The following is a 15,878-nucleotide window of genomic DNA, read 5'->3' on the forward strand; positions in this document are numbered from 1 at the left end:
TCCCGCTTGAAGAGCGTCAACTCCTCTCTACAGACAGGAGAGTAAGCGAGCCGACACTATCCGACAATGGAGGGAACCAGATGCCTGCATCCAGCGATAGCAGTGAACAGCCGCTCCTGTGGGTACAGCCTGAGCGTAGCCGGAGCTACCTGGTCCTGCGCCGAGGGAGCGTCGAGCTGGCCACCTTTGAGCGGGATCGGCAGAGGCCGACGCAGATCCTGGCGACCTGCGGAAGTGAGAGCTGGCTCTTTGTGGGCCAGCGGCTCTTTGATCCTGCAGTCAAGATCTATCCTGACTCTGCCCGTGGCAGGACTGCAGAAGCTCGGCCACTGGCCTGGCTCGATGGCGCGAGCCGCTGGCCGGAGCTGCGCCTGCTGCTGGCCACTGGCCGCTGCTACTCCTGGTTCTGGCAGCGCGAGGTTCCGCTCGCCAGCTGTACCTGTCAGCCGGCTCCCTCGGCCCAGCAAGAAGCAAGACCGGCCCTCTTGCGCATACATATGGCGGCCTGGCAGCGTCCTGCTGCCCACCTGAAACACTGCCAGCTTCAGCTCTTTCCTGCCGCCGATGGCCTGCCCGAGCTGCCGCTGCTGATAACGCTCAGTCCCTACATCCTCCTGCTCGGACAAGAGCAGAGTGGTCCGCCTCCCCAGCGGCGCAGCCTCCTGGTCGAAGAGGTGGCTGGCGGCATACTCGAAACGCTGGCTACCTTCCTCGGGGAGCTACTGGCCCACTGGCACTAAAGCTGCCTCTCAGTGCGGGCCTTCGTCGGAGGGTACCAGCGTCTCTCTTGCCTGCTGATCAGGTGAATGAGTGAAAGAAGATAGCAATGCTGGCCTTGTTTAAAGGGATAATGCTCTTATTGGTTCTGCTCCTGGTGGCCATCGTGATCGTGTTGCCGCTGGCTTTGATTCTCTCGGCACGTTGGAACAAATGGAGAGATACACTGCAGCACGCGCGTAGGCGGCTCAAGCGTATGCTGACCGTTGGCCTCCTGGTGGCTCGACGTCGTCATCGGCGCTCCTTTCTGCTGGCCACCAGTGGCGCCATCCTGGTGGCGCTGCTCATCATAGCCCTGGGCTGGCTAAGCTGGCAATGGAGAGCGCTTGTGGCCCCAGCGCTCTGGCTGCCGCCCTTGCTGATCCTCCTCTGGGCCGAAGCGCTCTGTCTGGGAGAAAGCTATGTTCACTACCGCCTCTGGCGCCTGAGCGACCTCTGGCTCTTCGAGAGGGAGCATACGGCGCAAGTGCAGCCGTCCCAGCGTCGTGTTCGGGGACCTGGTCGTCGGCGTCGCTCTGCTGATCCCGAGCAGCCGCCGGAGCCATCTCAACCTCATCCCTGATCAGCAGCCGGCTCGCTGAGGAATGAAGCTGAGGCAACGGCCAAAGTGGCGGGAGGCGCAGCCAGGAGAGCTGCCCGAGCTGGTCCTGACCACCTTGGCCTAGCCCTGGCTGGCCCAACCGTGGCAAGGCTGGTACCAGAGACGCAGATCGCACGGGTCCTGCTCGCAGAGCGGCGCCTCCTGGGTTGTTGCCTGCCAGGCCAGGGCCAGCTCGCGCAACACGGGCGGCTTGTCGCCGTCCACCTGTAACTCGCTCACCCCAATGATAATGACGCGCAGGCAGGTACAGCCCTGCTCTGGCAGAAGCGACGACTCTGTCTGAGCCTGAGCCTGGCGACAGATGGTCGTTGAAAGCATCAGGACCTCCTGACAGGAAGGCTGCTGGCAGTGTTGGGCCAGCCGTCGACCGAGCAGACGCAGCACCCGATCGCCCGAGCGCTGGGTTGCCTCGAGTGGTGCGATCGAAGCTCTCGCCCATAGGTCCTGGGGCAGAGCTTCGAGCACCTCCTGTAGTCGCCGCTCTTTCGCTTGATAGGTGCACCATAGTACCAGGACCGGCCCTTGTTCTGTTAGCAAGAGGCGTGGCTCTAGCAAAGTGCCACGGCGATCCTCCAGGAAATCGCGCAGAGCCAGCAGCGTCTGACGGAGCGGCGAGCTTGACCGGCGGGCTTGCTGTGCCTGGGCTTCTGTGCGAGCCAGGGCCTCGTCGAGTTCCGCCAACGCCTCACGGATCGTCTCCTGCAAGAAAGGAAACTCGACCCTCTCCAGGGCCTCCAGCAGATAGGCCCGTGCCAGGCGCTTGCCCGACAAGGCCAGGGCCTGGGCTGCTGCCGCGCAGACCTCCTCATCGCCGTCGCTCAGCAGTACCTGGCGCAGCGCTTCCAGGGGGGCGGCCCAGCCTAAGCGTCCCAAGGCCCAGGCGGCGGCCTCACGCACCAGCCAGCAATCGTCGGCCTGCACCAGCGCGATCAAGGTTGTCCGCAGGCGGGCCAACCAGGCACTGCGTAGCTGCTCGTCGGCCAGGAAGGCAGGGATCAGGCGCCCCAGTGACCAGACGATGGCCTCGCGCACCGCCTCGTGGGCTTCCTGGCCCAGGGCCTTGAGCAGCAACTCGATCTGTGGCTCGCCGCTCAGGCCGAGCAGGCGCACCGCCTCAGCGCGTACGCGCCAGGAAGAGTGTGTCAGAGCCAACAGGAGCGGGCCGCGTGGCAAGCTAGTCTGTTGCTCCAGGGCTTGCGCCAGCTGGCTCACGATGGCCTCGCCGTCATCAGGCAGGGGGCGCAGCCGGGGGACTTCTCCGAGGGTCATCGCCGCTTCCTGGCTGCCTTGATCATCTTCCTCGCCCGCCGCTGCTCCGCCTGTAGGGGGAGCCTGAACAAGATGGGCCTCAGTGTCAGCGCTCGTGAGCTGATCCTCTCCGCTGGTGGGCACCAGATGGAGCGGACGGAGCGCCGACTGACGTACCGGGGAGAGCAAGCGTCGCCAGCTCTCGTGAGGCTGAGGGAGCAGCTCCCTGGCACGCAGCGGCCCCGTGCAAGGTTCAGCGCTGTTCTGATACATGAAGCGAATCCTCCCCTGCTGTCTTTCTCAAAGGTGCTTCTCTCTCTCCGCGCTCGTTTCCGCTGCGGCTGGCGCTACCTTGGCGTTAGCGCTGGCCGCCCAGTAGGGCGAGCGATTGTGAGCGCTTATTGGTCTCAGCTCATCATCAAGACAAGGGCAACTCATAGGAACCTCAGTCGATGTTGTGAACCAGACGGCGTAAGCGGCTGATCCCTCGACGAATGTCGTCGTTGACCGTCCTCCGGGGACGGCCTGTCTGGGCGGAGATCTCGCGTGCCGACTGGCCCGAGAAATGCAACATCACCGCCGTCTGCTCATAGCGAGGCAAGGCCTCAAGACTGAGAGCGAGCAGACGCGCCTGATCACGCCGCTCTACCAGTGCCTCCGGCTGCTGTTCAGCGTCATCGGCCAGATCATCGATCTCGGAGCGCAACTCGCCGTCAGCTGTCGAGTAATAGTGGATCTGACCCGTGCGCCGGCGCTTCTGCTCCTCTGCCCGATATTGAGCCAGGACGCGCCGTGCGATCTTAAAGAGCCAGGCGCGAGGATGGTAAAGGGGCAGGGCACGCTGACGTAAACTCTGGTAGGCGCGGGCGTAGGTCTCGTCCACGCAATCGTCGATCGCTGAGGAGTCGTGCAGCTGCCGCCGGAAAAAGCGCTCCAGGGCGGGGCGCAGGCTGACTAGCTCCGTTTCAATCCCTTGAGAAAGATCGTCCTGCTCCATTTGATGCCGAACTCCTCATCTACGACTTGACAGACCTCAAAAAATGGAGAAAGGTAAGAAAACGGTAGAACGCCCCTTGCAACCACTTCAGGAAGAAGCTCCCGTCCGCGCTCGTTACCACGCATCCCTGTCATGGCGGTCTCGCTGGCTCCTCCACACTCTGGCGTGGGCAGCAAGCGAGCAGAGCCAGTCAGCGGCGCCCGCAGGCCAGTCCTCTGCCGATCCGGGACCCGCTGAGTGATCTGTTCAGGAGCGTTATCAACAATCTTGTGCATTATTCGCTCCTTGTTTGAAAAGTTGTGATCCCTCTATTAAGCCCTTGCCACCCCTGAGCGGCGTGATACAGACATCAGCCAAGATGTCTGATACGCCTCTACTCTCTCTTGTGCTTCGCTGATGCCGAACTGGCGAGGAGCGCCGCCGGCATAGCCCAGATGGGTAGGGAGGGATCTCTGTGGGAAGGGCAATAGCGCGCTGGCTGGTACATGAGCAAGCCAGGCTGGCGTGGGGGCCTCAGCCTTGCGCTCGCGCTGAGCTGGGCTGGCGGCGACGGGCGTCCTCCAGCACCTCGTGTAGGCGCTGAGCGCAGCTCAGCGAAGTATTCACCAGATAGATGCGCTCGGCGGTGAAGTAAAAGCCATCTGAACCGTGCGGAGGGGCAGACCCCAGCCGCTGCAGGGCGTGCGCGTACTGACTGAGACGCTGTTTGGGAAGCGGATTTTCAATATCGACGAGGAAGATGGCCGCGAAGGGGCGGAGCAGGCGCGCTCGTGCCACAAAGCGCACGAAGTGGTCCTCCTCGATCGCTTTGCTCCGCGACTTGCACTCGATCAGCACGGGACCCTCATCGGGAAAGGCCAGGACATCCAGATCGTCCGGGATGGCTGGGGAGGCCAGGCTCACGCCGTGACGCACCGGCACGAGGCGCTCGTAGTGTTCCACACAGTAGAGCCGCAGCCACTCGGCGACCAGCCACTCTAGTGTATGGCCCAGATCGTAAAGGCGCTCCAAGGCAGGACCCGCTTTGACAGCGGCCCCCTCTCGGAGCAGCAGCTCCTGGTCGATGAGCATCTGCAGAAAGCGATCATTGGGCAGCTCACCAGGACTGGCTGCGAGGAGATCACCATAGAGGCAAGGAAGCCGCTCCAGCAGCCGGCGCAAGGCGTGACGAGCAGAGGTAGCCAGCAACAGCGGTAGAGGGCGCGCTCACTGTACTGGCTGCCATTGGGACAACGCAGCCAGGGCTGCCGAAGCACCAGGGGATCAGTATAGGGCCGGCGTAGCTGCTGCAATTGCCAGCCGCGCCTGACCAGCTCCTGGTCAAAGCTGTCTCCCAGGATGAAGGCTTCCCGGTCTTCGTAGGGTACCGGAACCGGAGTACTGGCCATTGGACTGCTCCCTCCATCTATCACGTGCCACCAGGTGACACTTCCTTCAGTAAGGAGATGCCTACCCAGACCCCACCCCATGCGGGTAGTTTCGCGAGCGCTCCTTCATGAGGATAGTCTCCTGACTGGCGTACCAATCAGACAGCGGCTGGTCTGATCCTCCCTGAGCGGTTCAGCTCCTGGCGCGTGGCGGGAAGATGCCTACGAGCAGAAAGATGCCGAAGATCAATGCAAGCAGACTACCAGTGAGGCCGACAACAACGGCTCGTCCGCCGGCGGCAAACCAGAGCACGAGCGGGAGAGCGATAGCGACGATGATCAGGCCGAGGCCGGCGGCAAGGCGCCCGGTGAATGCCTGTTTCACGAAAGCCTCCCTTCAAGAATATGCGCGAGACATCGTGCTGCGCGTCAGGCGTATCAGCGAGTGATCGCGCGAGCACTGCCCGTCGAACGTGAGAAGATCAGCAAACACAACTGTTTCTATGATAGCAGAAAGCGTGAGAGCAGAGCAATGTGAGCGACAGCTCACCACCTGCCCCTCGCCAGAGGAAGAAAGATCGATCAGGAGCCTGGTGCGCTGCGCTGGGCGTCCCAGGGAACAAGCCAGCGCTGTCCTGGCTACCGCTGCAAGGCCCTGGCCCTGAACGGAGCGGGGGCCAGAGCGATCGCGGCGGCCAGCGCGCAGGACAGCGCTATCGGGCGAGCCAGATGAGGGGAGGAGCCTTGAGCGGATCGGTTCGGTACCCTTTCTCTCTTCCTCTCTACTTACCATCGCAGGGAGGGAGAGAGAAAGACTCGCCTGACCTCAAGACGCCGTGGAAGAGAGGCCAGGCCGCCGACGGCCTGCTGCCAGCCTCGGGCGAAGACAGCCTGAGCTAGGTAGTGGTGCAATTGACGCCATTCAGCCTGAACCCTGTGGGCGGGGTATTGCTGCCGTTCCAGGTCCCGTTAAAGCCGGGCGAGGCCCCCAGAGTTGTGCCCGTTGGAATACTGGCGTTGTAGGAGAGATTGGTCACTGTGACTGTACTGCCGCTCTGACTGAAGGAGCCGTTCCAGCCCTGAGTGATCGTCTGCCCGTTGGGGAAGGTGAATTGAAGCTGCCAGCCGTTGATCGGGGTCGTCCCCGTATTGGTAATCTGGACCAGGGCACTGAAGCCACCAGGCCACTGCGAGTTGATCGCATAATGGATCGTACAGCTGGCGCCCGCTCCCGGAGTTGGGGAGGGCGTCGGCGTTGGAGTGGGGGCCGCGGTCGCTGTTGGTGTTGCGATAGGCGAAGGAGTAGGAGAGGGTCCTACTGTTGGCGAAGGTACGGGGGTCGGCGTTGCCGAGGAGCTGCCAGCGATCACGTAGGTCACCAGCTGGCGGGCGGCAATCGTCGCTGTGAAGCTGTTATTCTGAACGCTCAACGGCGCCTGAGCCTCTGTATTATGGCTGGCGTCGGTCACATAGGGCACGGCGCTTGCGTTGGTGGGCAGGGCGAGGCCCTGCAGCGAAAGCGTCACCGGTACCGCGCTATAGGAGGTATTGAGGATCACGATGGCCAGCGTCCCATCGGTATTGAGGAAAGCCGTCGCTTCCAGCGTAGTATCGCTGCTGGTGGCGCCGATGCGCGTCGCTCCGGGGCGCACAAAGCGGCTATAGTTGGCGAAGCTCCAGAGGCGCTTGGCCGGTGTCACGGTACCATTGACCACATTAATCAGATAGCCATTGTCGCTGGCGTTGAAGTTGACGCCCCACCAGTAGAAGAAGGCGTTCAGGTTGGCGGCGGTCAGACCGGTGTAAATCTGCTGGGCCCAGTAGAAGCCGGAGCCATCGCCGCCGTCGTCCCAGCTATAGTCTGCCGCATCGAACTTGGCCCATTCCGTTTGCCAGACATGGCGGCTGCCCAGTCCCGTGATGGGGGTGGTTGGGGGAGCGGTATAGCCGTGGCTGGAGAAGAGATCGAGATAGCTATTGGCCGTTGGGTTGGCGAGGATGCCGTTGGCGTAGCTCTGGGCGCTGTCCCAGCCCTCGCCGTCGCAGCAGACCACCTGTGGCGTTGCTCCTGCCGCGCGCAGGGTTGGCCCCAGGATGGCCACAAAATCGGCGGTCTGGGTGGGATTCATGACCATACTCGAATAGTAGGTCGAGAGATTCGGCTCATTGAAGGCACCAATCTGCGTCAGCCGAATGCCATCGCTGAGATAGTCGCGGTAGTACTGCAGCAAGTAATTGGCATAAGCCTGACGCCAGTCGCCGCTGCTGCAGCTCGCGCCCGGTGAACCGCAGAGGGCACCGCCGTTGGCTTCGTTGCCATTGGTCTTCATAAAGCCGGGTGCGCTCCAGGCGTCGCCGTAGAACTGCGTGACGCCGTAGCTCTGGGCCTGCTTAGAGAGCCAGACCTGGCCCCAGCTGTCGTGATCCCAGACATAAGTTGGGGTAGCAGTCGGGCTGCCGGGACTGTTCGGCTCGATGGTGTGGGCCTGGTCCGAGGGCAGCAGGTTGCGCAGAATGGAGAAGCCGGCTCCGCTGGTGGTGCTGAAGAGCAGATCAAGAATTTGACGCTGCATGCTGCTGGGAGACTGCTCCAATTCTTGAGCGGGACCGAAGGCACCAGAGAAGCCGAAGCCATCGATCGTCTGATAGCGCGTCGCCCCGTTCACGCTAATCGTTGAGGCGGCGTAGGCCGTGTGCGCTGGGAAGGAGAGGACCACGCTTGCCGCGAGGACCGCGAGCAGCAGTGCGCTCACGAGGATTGTCCCGGCTCTCCCTGCCGGTTGCTTGAACGACATGGGTTTCCTCCTTGAAGGCCCGCGAAGGGCAGAGGCCTGCTGACGTGACCTGGCGATCGTCAAGCCAGCCAGGCCAGGTACCGGGAAATGCAACGTCTCCCCTGACAGGGAAACGGGCACCACCCTGACTGTCCTGGATTCCCTGCTTGAAAATTTTCAGCTCATTTTATGGTCTGAAAATTTTCAAGCGGTTGATAAAGATTGAAAATTTTCAGAGTGCTTAGATCAGTAACCGAAGTGAATTTCTATTTAAGATGGAAAACGCTCAATAGAGATATAGCCTTACCGACTCCCTCCTGTCAAGGGGAGGGCTAGGCAGGAGAAGAGCAGTTTACAGACAGGGTCTAGGCAACGGTCTTCTCTAGAGCAGGGCCTGGTGGAGCAGGTGAGGAAGGCCGAGCCTGTCCCGTGGAGGGGGCGTCGCTGATCCTGAGTAACTGGACTGTAGTTGACTTTTCGCGTAGATCAGGTACACTTATAGCTGAGCAGGGAAGCCTGGTAGAGAAAGCAGCTCACCGGCGTCTTCGTGTCGTCTGCGATCCTCTCTTGTCTCTTCGCCGCTGACAGGATGATCGCGACGCCAACTCAAATTGAGGTTGAAAGGAAAGGAGCACTGGTCAATGAAAAGGATTTCAGTCCTGCTGCTCTCGTGCTCAGGAGCCTGTTGTCTGTTGCTCTCCCTGGTGCTTGTCGTGCTACTTGGGGCGGCTCCAGTGCACGCCGCCTCGGGAGCGCCAGAGGCAACCGTTCCCGTCGTCTCTGGTTGTCTGACGGCAGCGCCAGCGAAGCAGCAAGTCGCGGTTGGGCAGCCTGCCTACGTTGTCATTACGGTCTCCTGCTATCCACCGATCCCCTCTCCTGTCGTAATTGTGAACTGGGGAGATGGCAGCCTCTCCAAGTATCCTGTGTGCGTGGCTGCCTGTCCCGTGCCGCCGGTAGGGCTGGTTGCTTCTCACAGCTACACTGAGGCTGGCACCTACCTGCCACTCATCTGCCTCTCCGGGGAGGGACCGATTACACCCCTGCCCGAGTGTGTCAGCGTTGAAGTGATCGTTGTGCCTCTCACGCCGCAGCCGTTGAGCTAGATCTGCTCTCCACTCGCTGACGACCTGACCGGCAGCCCAGGACAGGGGCGGGGTTCGTAAGCAAGCAGCACCGCTGTGCAGCTGGCCCTGCCTGCTGGGGGCCAAGATGCTTCCCTGCTCGCACTCAGCCGGTCTGCGCTGCGCTCCTCGCTTCGGCGCATGTCCGTGCTGGGAAGAGGGCTGAGCGGCCTGGCGGCAGGGATTAGACCAGGCGGCGGCGTCCCCAGATCAGGATGTGCAGCTGCGGCAGCACGCGCACATTGTACTGATCCCAGAAGGGATCACGTACACGCTCAGCCAGCCAGGCCAGGGCCGCGGGATAATCGGGCAAGGCAGCATCGCCTTCGGGCTGCAGGATAATGGGCAGGTGTCGCTCCTTGAAGAACGGATGAGCTTCCAGCAAGGCGCGCAGGGCCTGCTCGTCGTAGTCGTCGCGCACGACGAACTTCCACTGCTGGTGCTCGGGTGCCAGGCTATGTAAAAACTGCTCAATGACTGGATGGCGCAGGTAGTTGGCCCCGCTGCCGGCGCTGGGCAGCTTGGGCGAGAGGCTCCACAGGTCGATCAGCGGCACGGCCAGAGCAGGGAAAATGGTGGCGTTCGTCTCGACAGTCAGGTGGTGGCCCTGGGCTTTCAGCAGGGTGGCGAGCTGGGGCAGCTCCTTCTGTAGCGTTGGCTCGCCGCCGGTGAGGACCACATGGCGGGCGCCGAGGGCGTTCACCCGCTCGGCGACGGTCTCGGGAGGGAGCGTTTCCCAGCTCCCACCTTCGCGCACGCTCCACGAGTACTTAGTATCGCACCACGAGCAGCGCAGATTGCAGGCAAAGAAGCGCACAAACGTTGTCGGCACGCCCATCAGGCTGCCCTCGCCCTGGATCGAGCGATAAATCTCCATCACCAACATCGTCAGAAACCCGTCTCTTCTCTTGATTGACCTCGTCTCTATCTTGCTAGCTCTCGGCTTGTCTTGCTGGCCGGCTCCCTGAGTGCTTCCCATTCCCGGCGCTCGACGTTCTCGGGAGAGGGAGGAGAGAGGAGCCGCCCGCGGTGGCTGAGGGTCCTTCTGGCTAGATTTTCTCTGGTCTGTCAAGCGTGCCTGGAACGGGGGGGACGGGACCTTCGATTCCCGAAAGCCCGTCCCAGCGGCCTCCATCTGTCCCCAGCGCTAGCCCTTGTAGCTCTGGCTGGATAGATTGCGGAATAGGAGCCGTTAGCTGGCGGCTGCCATCTCTGCAGCGCTGGCGGCGGGCCGCTGGCGCAGGCGGGGCAGGTTCAGCAGGAGGTAGAGGAGGCCGCTGACAACGGCCCCAATGATGCCGCTCAGGTCCATGCCGCCTAACAGGTGGGCTAATGGCCCCTGCCACGGCTGACTCAGCCAGGGTAAGGTCGCCGAGCCGATGAAGGGGATGGTAATGGCGAAGCCCACCAGCCAGGAGAGAACGGCTCGCCAGGCCACGCCGCCGCGATACCAGTAGCGTCCGGCCCGCCCGCGCGTCAGCTCTGCAGCGGCATAGCGTCCCCGGCGCAGCACGAAGAAGTCGATGAGGAGCACGGCGGCCCAGGCCGGCACCCACAGGTAGGTCAGGAGCAGGAAGTCGATGTAGACGTTGAGGAAGCGGTTGACCAGCTCGCTGTAGGTCTGGGCCTCGCTGAAGCTGAAGCGGGAGAAAAAGCCGATCCAGCCGACGCCCACCGCTCCGACGAGGCCGCAGAGGAAGGCCGACCACCAGCGCCGGAGCGGGATGTCCATCGCCAGGGCCACCAGGCCGGCGGTGTAGACGTCGAAGTAGTTGGCCCAGATTTCGCCCAGAACCACGAAGAGCAGGAAGGGGACCAGCAGCCAGGGAGGCGCGGCGCCGGTGATGACGCTCAGCAGATCAGGATTGGCCGGGTTGATGGTGGCCAGGGCGACGCCAAGGATGCCCAACAGGGCCGTTGGCAGGCCGATCCCCAGCCCTGCCCACCAGGCGATGCTGCCGGCGCGCGTGCGCGTGGGCAGGTAGCGCGAGTAGTCGGAGGCGAAGGGAATCCAGGAAGCAATGAGGGCGTAGATGAAGCCGCCACCGGTGACAATGGCGGCCAGCCGCGCCGGCCCGTGAACTGTGGTCGGCAGGCTCCAGTTGATGCGCGGGAAGAGGACAATGAAGAGCAGGAGGCAGAAGGCCATGAAGACGATGGCGCCGTACTTTTCGAAGACGTGGACGGTCTGATGTCCGTAGACGGCGACGATGACGGAGGCGATGAGGACGAGGGCGATGGCGATGAGGGCGGTCTGCGGCGTTCTGGGGAGGCCGACCAGGCTGGCGAGCTGCACCAGGGCCCAGCCGCCGATGACGCAGTCGACGGCGAACCAGCCGACGGCCATCAGCCAGGTCAGGAAGGCACCAAGATAGGCGCCGCGGTGCCCAAAGACGGCGCGCGCAAAGACCATTTGCGGAGTACCGGTGCGGGCGCCGGTGGCGCTGGTCAGACCGTGCAGGGCGGCGGCCAGGGCGCAGCCGATGACGATGGCAATGGCGCTGTCAAGCAGGCCAAGCTGTCCCTGGCTCAGACCCAGCACGAGCGGGGCCCCGATGGCCAGGGCCCCGGTCAGGAGCGATAGATAATTGGCCATTGCTCCAGTCCAGACAAGTGCCAGCTCGCGCGCGCTGCCATGCCGATCAGCTTCGGGAATCGGCTCCATGCCGTGGCGCTCGACTTTGAGGAAATCATCTGCTTCTACTCCCCGTACTTGCAGGATGCCGCTGCCTGATTCCTGTGGCTCCATTGCTGGCTCCATAATTGGCTTGCTCCTTTCTTTGACAGCTTGCGCTCTGTGGGGTGCGTCAAGCCGCTGGCTGGACTAACTACAGCCTGGATGGTTCACCAGGGGGCAGGCACTGGAGTGGCAGAGGTACCGGTCTGTCCCAAGGGCGACAGAGGGGCTGCGGCTGCTCTGTTTGCGTTGGTGGGGGAGCTGGCTGATCGATCGGGCGTTGATGCCAAGGAACGAGGGTGCTGGCTCGTGCCTGTCTCTCCGCCAGCACCTCGGGATCGTTAGGCTGCTCGCTTTGGGGGCTGCCCCAGCCTGCGGGGCAGGCAATAGGATCAAGCACGCTCCCTGCGCTGGCATTACCCAGATCAGGTTCTGGCGGTCGGTGACGGTACGGCCTGCTCGCAACGCGGCGCAGTGCAACCCACGGCGACAGGTCTGGTCACCCTCTCAGCCCGGCTCTCCCGAGCTCCCGTGACTGCCTGTTTCTCCTTTATCTGCAACGGTGTTGCCTGCTACCTGTATAGCAGATCGTGGCAGCCATGTCAAGCAAGCAAGAGTCGCGCCCCTCGGCGCTCTCTGGCAAAGCGGGACCCGGCTGGCTGGCTCGCCCGCGGCCTACGGCAGATGCTATACTGACTGCAGATGATGGACAATCTGGCATGGCAGTACGCCGGTGGCTGCGGTCGGTCGGCTCAGGCTACCGCGCCTGCGAGCGCCAAGGAGGCATGAGGTCGTGACCCACGTGAAGATCACCATGATGGGCGCCGGGAGCGCCGTCTTCGCCCGTCAACTGATGACCGATGTGCTGTTCTGCGAGGGGCTGGATGAGGGGACCTTTGCCCTGGTTGATGTGGATGCGCGCCGGCTGGAGCTGGCCCACCGTATCGCCGAGAAGCTGATCGAGCGCAGCGGCAAGCGCTGGCGTGTCGAAGCCTCGACGGAGCGGCGCAAGGTGATGGCAGGCAGCGATTTCTTGATCAATACGATCGAGGTGGCCGGGCTAGACTATGTGCGCCAGGACTACGAGATTCCTTTGAAATATGGAATCGATCAGTGTATCGGCGATACGATTGGTCCTGGAGGGATCTTCAAGGCGCTGCGTACGGGACCGGCCTGGCTGGCGATCCTGCGCGATGCCGAGGAGCTGTGTCCGCGAGCCTGGGTGCTGAACTATACGAATCCGATGTCGGCACTGACGCTGGCGGCTCTGCGGGGGACGCGCCTGCGCACGGTGGGGCTGTGCCATAGTGTGCAGTGGACCTCGCGCCGGTTGGCGCATTATCTGGAGGTGCCTTACGAAGAGCTGGAATGGCGCTGCGCTGGGATCAACCATCTGGCCTGGTTTACTGAGCTGCGCTGGCGGGGCGAGAATCTGTATCCGCGTCTGCGCGAGCGCGCGCGGCGCCCCGAGATCTACGAGCTGGACCCGGTGCGCTTTGAGACGATGCTCCATTTTGGGGCCTTTGTGACGGAGAGCAGCGGGCATTTTTCGGAGTATGTGCCGTACTTCCGTAAGCGCCCGGAGCTGATCGCGCGCTATTGTCGGGCCGGCTATCTGGGCGAGTCGGGCTTTTATGCCCGTAACTGGCCGACCTGGCGCCGCGAGGGCGAGCATGCCATTGAGGAGATGCTGACGGGCGAGCGTGATATTCCCTGGGAGCGCAGCCTTGAGTATGGTTCCCAGATCATCGAGGCCATCGTGACGGGCAGGCCAACGGTGATTTATGGCAATGTGCGCAACGTGGGACTGATTGAGAATCTGCCGGATGGCTGTGTCGAGGTGGCCTGTCTGGTGGATCGCAATGGGGTGCAGCCTATTCATTTCGGACGGCTGCCGGAGCAGTTGGCGGCCCTGGATCGGGCCCATATGGCGGTACACGAGTTGCTCTGTGAGGCGCTGCTGACGGGGCGGCGGGAGCCGGCGCGCTATGCTTTGTTCCTTGATCCGTTGAGTGCGGCGGTCTGTTCGCTGGAGGAGCTGAGCCAGCTCTTTGATGAGTTGTGGGAGGCTGAGCGGGCCGCTTTGACGGCCTTTACCTAGGTGAATGAGGGTGGAGCGTTGCCGTCTGGCTGCTGGTCAGAGAGAATAAAGCTCGTATATGAGAGTGTCGGCTGTTGTGGCTGCCTGCTGGGTTGGACCGGTTGGGCCTGTTGATGGTCTGTGTGTGGATAGCTGCAACGCGCTGGATATGAGAGGAGGTTTTGTTTGGTATGAGTCAGGCTGATAAGCCGGGGAGGTCCCACGGGGCCAGAGCCAGAGGTCAGGGATCTGAGGGCTTTTCGGAGGCCGAGCGCGCGGCGATGAGGGAGCGGGTGCGCGAGCTGAAGGCCAGTCAGGATCGGGAGCAGGGCGAGCAGGAGGTACTGGCGAAGATTGCCGAGCTGAGCGAGCCGGATCGCAGTCTGGCACTGCGCTTGCACGAGCTGGTGAAGGAGTGTGTACCGGAGCTGGCGCCGCGTACGTGGTATGGGATGCCGGCTTATGCGCGGGATGGCAAGATCGTCTGCTTTTTCCAGCCGGCGCAGAAGTTCAAGACGCGCTATGCGACGCTGGGTTTCAACGATGTGGCTCATCTGGATGAGGGACAGATGTGGCCGACGGCCTATGCGCTGACGGCGCTGGGGCCGTCTGAGGAGGAGCGGATCAGGGAGCTACTCAGGCGGGCGGTGGGCTGAGGTTGCTGGGTTGTGGTTGGGGTGTGATGTCGCGACTGACCAGGTCCTGGCTCGGCTGCCTGGGCGGCAGGCTCCTTGTTGTGAGTGGTTGACTGCAGGCGCGGAGGAGGGAAAACTTCCTTCGCGTTTTTATTGCTTATTTTGCGGTATCGACGACCTTTCAGAATCCCCAAACGGATCGAGGCCCTTGCCACCTGTAGCGTAACAAGACCGGTACCATTCCGTTTACCGCCTTTCAGAATCCACAAGCGGATCGAGACCCCTGCCACATTGGCGGCAAGCGTCGGCGGGTCACTTACTGGTGACTTTCAGTATCCACAAGCGGATCGAGACCCCTGCCACTCAGTGTGCGAAGAAATTCGGTGCCTGGTAGCGGATCGTATCTTTCAGTATCCACAAGCGGATCGAGACCCCTGCCACTCTTTTGGCCCGTGCTATCGTATTCGCCTTTGATTCTCTTTCAGTATCCACAAGCGGATCGAGACCCCTGCCACCTCCTCAGATGACATGCGCTCTAAAAGCTCACTGACCTTTCAGAATCCACAAGCGGATCGAGACCCCTGCCACTGCCGTCCGACTATTGCCGGCGACGCAGTGGCGGCGTGCTTTCAGAATCCACAAGCGGATCGAGACCCCTGCCACCGCAGCCGGCGGAAGAGCATTGGGGATACTTCTCACTTATTCTAGAACGATCGAGGCCCCATTTTTGGCATCTGAGCGCCTCGTTTTTCCCCTTCCCCAGCTACCAACATCTATCGTATCACGACCTTTCTCGAAACTCGTTGTTTGCAAGCCGCAAGGGGCGAGTTTCGAGAAAGCACCAACAGATTTCTTATCAGAAAAGCAGCAGAAGATGTGCGATTCTGGCCAAAAGCGGTCAGATTCTGACCGCATTGGGGTGATAGCCGCGGCGAGTTTCGAATCGGCCTCTCAGAGGGGCCATTTTTTGGCCAGGCTCCCTTTCCTCCCTCTCTTCTCTCCTCCCCAAAAACAAAAAAGCTCGCGGGCCTGACCCTGCCCGTGCGCTCGTGTACATCCTGGGAACGAGGAGCCGCAAAATGAGGAGGCAAGGAAAGCCATCCTCGCGGTCTGGCGGACGGTGCTGCGCGCGGCGCTCAGCCGCGCCGGCTACCAGGTCCAGACCTGCAGCGACGGCCTCAGCACCCGGGCAGACGCTGGCCACGTGGGCCCAGCGCCTCCCGATAATACACTCTCGAAGGGAGCAGTCGCTCAGCCTGGCGTCAGACGGAACGACTCTGGTTTAGCCCTGCTCAAGCCTCTGCTCGGGCACAGGTATGCCCAGCAAAGCGCCGCCGCACTGCTAATAGCTCTTCAGCAACCAGACGTCCGTCGACCAGGGTCAGCGGCTGCAGCACCTGCCGACAGGAAGCACAGCGAGCCGTCAGCCGGTCTGTGGCCGGCTCGCGTTCCAAAAGCACATAGGCATCTGGTTCGCTGCCACCGGTCAGCCAGCGAACGACGTCCGGCCCTTCCGTTCGGAGACGCCCGGCATTGGTTTCAAGAACGTGGCGAATCTTCTCTTCGGCGGGTGACATAGATTCCCTCCCTCATCCTGT

14 protein-coding genes and 1 riboswitch are annotated in these 15,878 nt (G+C 62.3%); of the genes, 5 read left to right on the forward strand and 9 right to left on the reverse strand.

The window, feature by feature from the left end; all coding sequences use genetic code 11:
- Window positions 1–80: 80 nt before the first annotated feature.
- Window positions 81–740, forward strand: coding sequence for a hypothetical protein (locus KTAU_RS14290; RefSeq protein ID WP_151729013.1), 660 nt, complete (start codon window positions 81–83; stop codon window positions 738–740).
- A gap of 86 nt (window positions 741–826) precedes the next feature.
- Complete coding sequence (locus KTAU_RS14295; RefSeq protein ID WP_151729014.1) at window positions 827–1,339, forward strand: hypothetical protein; 513 nt, start codon at window positions 827–829, stop codon at window positions 1,337–1,339.
- A 99-nt stretch (window positions 1,340–1,438) separates the two neighbouring features.
- Here KTAU_RS14295 and KTAU_RS14300 read toward each other — a convergent pair whose 3' ends face one another.
- The 6 genes from KTAU_RS14300 to KTAU_RS14325 form a co-directional block, all read right to left on the reverse strand.
- Window positions 1,439–2,899, reverse strand: coding sequence for a HEAT repeat domain-containing protein (locus tag KTAU_RS14300; protein ID WP_151729015.1), 1,461 nt, complete (start codon window positions 2,897–2,899; stop codon window positions 1,439–1,441).
- Window positions 2,900–3,071: 172 nt separating this feature from the next.
- Complete coding sequence (locus KTAU_RS14305) at window positions 3,072–3,623, reverse strand: RNA polymerase sigma factor (RefSeq protein ID WP_151729016.1); 552 nt, start codon at window positions 3,621–3,623, stop codon at window positions 3,072–3,074.
- A complete protein-coding gene (locus KTAU_RS14310; RefSeq protein WP_151729017.1) occupies window positions 3,581–3,898 on the reverse strand; it encodes a hypothetical protein in 318 nt (105 codons plus the stop codon). The genes KTAU_RS14305 and KTAU_RS14310 overlap by 43 nt, the downstream gene beginning before the upstream one ends.
- Window positions 3,899–4,136: 238 nt before the next feature.
- The gene (locus KTAU_RS14315) at window positions 4,137–4,811 is read right to left on the reverse strand and encodes a hypothetical protein (RefSeq protein WP_151729018.1); all 675 of its coding nucleotides are present in this window, start codon (window positions 4,809–4,811) and stop codon (window positions 4,137–4,139) included.
- A gap of 372 nt (window positions 4,812–5,183) precedes the next feature.
- A complete protein-coding gene (locus KTAU_RS14320; protein WP_151729019.1) occupies window positions 5,184–5,375 on the reverse strand; it encodes a hypothetical protein in 192 nt (63 codons plus the stop codon).
- 511 nt (window positions 5,376–5,886) lie between these two features.
- Window positions 5,887–7,785, reverse strand: coding sequence for a cellulose binding domain-containing protein (locus KTAU_RS14325; protein WP_151729020.1), 1,899 nt, complete (start codon window positions 7,783–7,785; stop codon window positions 5,887–5,889).
- A gap of 620 nt (window positions 7,786–8,405) precedes the next feature.
- On the opposite strand from KTAU_RS14325, the gene KTAU_RS14330 reads away from it, so the two are divergent.
- Window positions 8,406–8,870, forward strand: a complete 465-nt coding sequence (locus KTAU_RS14330; RefSeq protein WP_151729021.1) for a hypothetical protein — start codon at window positions 8,406–8,408, stop codon at window positions 8,868–8,870.
- A 202-nt stretch (window positions 8,871–9,072) separates the two neighbouring features.
- Here KTAU_RS14330 and KTAU_RS14335 read toward each other — a convergent pair whose 3' ends face one another.
- Window positions 9,073–9,774, reverse strand: a complete 702-nt coding sequence (locus tag KTAU_RS14335; protein WP_170293303.1) for a 7-carboxy-7-deazaguanine synthase QueE — start codon at window positions 9,772–9,774, stop codon at window positions 9,073–9,075.
- 306 nt (window positions 9,775–10,080) lie between these two features.
- A complete protein-coding gene (locus KTAU_RS14340; protein WP_069805223.1) occupies window positions 10,081–11,649 on the reverse strand; it encodes a purine-cytosine permease family protein in 1,569 nt (522 codons plus the stop codon).
- Between the two features lie 301 nt (window positions 11,650–11,950).
- A riboswitch (TPP riboswitch) is annotated at window positions 11,951–12,108 on the reverse strand.
- A 250-nt stretch (window positions 12,109–12,358) separates the two neighbouring features.
- On the opposite strand from KTAU_RS14340, the gene melA reads away from it, so the two are divergent.
- Together melA and KTAU_RS14350 are read left to right on the forward strand one after the other, a co-directional pair.
- On the forward strand, window positions 12,359–13,666 hold the full coding sequence (gene melA, locus KTAU_RS14345) for an alpha-galactosidase (RefSeq protein WP_228026472.1): 1,308 nt from the start codon (window positions 12,359–12,361) through the stop codon (window positions 13,664–13,666).
- A 170-nt stretch (window positions 13,667–13,836) separates the two neighbouring features.
- Entirely contained in the window at window positions 13,837–14,301 is a 465-nt protein-coding gene (locus tag KTAU_RS14350) for an iron chaperone (protein ID WP_069805221.1), read from the forward strand.
- A 1,271-nt stretch (window positions 14,302–15,572) separates the two neighbouring features.
- Here KTAU_RS14350 and KTAU_RS14355 read toward each other — a convergent pair.
- Window positions 15,573–15,857, reverse strand: coding sequence for a hypothetical protein (locus tag KTAU_RS14355; protein WP_151729023.1), 285 nt, complete (start codon window positions 15,855–15,857; stop codon window positions 15,573–15,575).
- Window positions 15,858–15,878 lie beyond the last annotated feature (21 nt).

The organism is Thermogemmatispora aurantia (assembly GCF_008974285.1).
Lineage (GTDB): Bacteria > Chloroflexota > Ktedonobacteria > Ktedonobacterales > Ktedonobacteraceae > Thermogemmatispora > Thermogemmatispora aurantia.

What these genes read in the sequence shown, in the direction of transcription:
- KTAU_RS14340 (WP_069805223.1), bottom strand. Translation starts at nt 11,649, where the DNA reads ATGGAGCCAGCAATGGAGCCACAGGAATCAGGCAGCGGCATCCTGCAA.
- KTAU_RS14355 (WP_151729023.1), bottom strand. Translation starts at nt 15,857, where the DNA reads ATGTCACCCGCCGAAGAGAAGATTCGCCACGTTCTTGAAACCAATGCC.
- KTAU_RS14300 (WP_151729015.1), bottom strand. Translation starts at nt 2,899, where the DNA reads ATGTATCAGAACAGCGCTGAACCTTGCACGGGGCCGCTGCGTGCCAGG.
- KTAU_RS14290 (WP_151729013.1), top strand. Translation starts at nt 81, where the DNA reads ATGCCTGCATCCAGCGATAGCAGTGAACAGCCGCTCCTGTGGGTACAG.
- KTAU_RS14330 (WP_151729021.1), top strand. Translation starts at nt 8,406, where the DNA reads ATGAAAAGGATTTCAGTCCTGCTGCTCTCGTGCTCAGGAGCCTGTTGT.
- KTAU_RS14310 (WP_151729017.1), bottom strand. Translation starts at nt 3,898, where the DNA reads ATGCACAAGATTGTTGATAACGCTCCTGAACAGATCACTCAGCGGGTC.
- KTAU_RS14350 (WP_069805221.1), top strand. Translation starts at nt 13,837, where the DNA reads ATGAGTCAGGCTGATAAGCCGGGGAGGTCCCACGGGGCCAGAGCCAGA.
- KTAU_RS14295 (WP_151729014.1), top strand. Translation starts at nt 827, where the DNA reads ATGCTGGCCTTGTTTAAAGGGATAATGCTCTTATTGGTTCTGCTCCTG.
- KTAU_RS14305 (WP_151729016.1), bottom strand. Translation starts at nt 3,623, where the DNA reads ATGGAGCAGGACGATCTTTCTCAAGGGATTGAAACGGAGCTAGTCAGC.
- KTAU_RS14335 (WP_170293303.1), bottom strand. Translation starts at nt 9,774, where the DNA reads ATGTTGGTGATGGAGATTTATCGCTCGATCCAGGGCGAGGGCAGCCTG.
- KTAU_RS14325 (WP_151729020.1), bottom strand. Translation starts at nt 7,785, where the DNA reads ATGTCGTTCAAGCAACCGGCAGGGAGAGCCGGGACAATCCTCGTGAGC.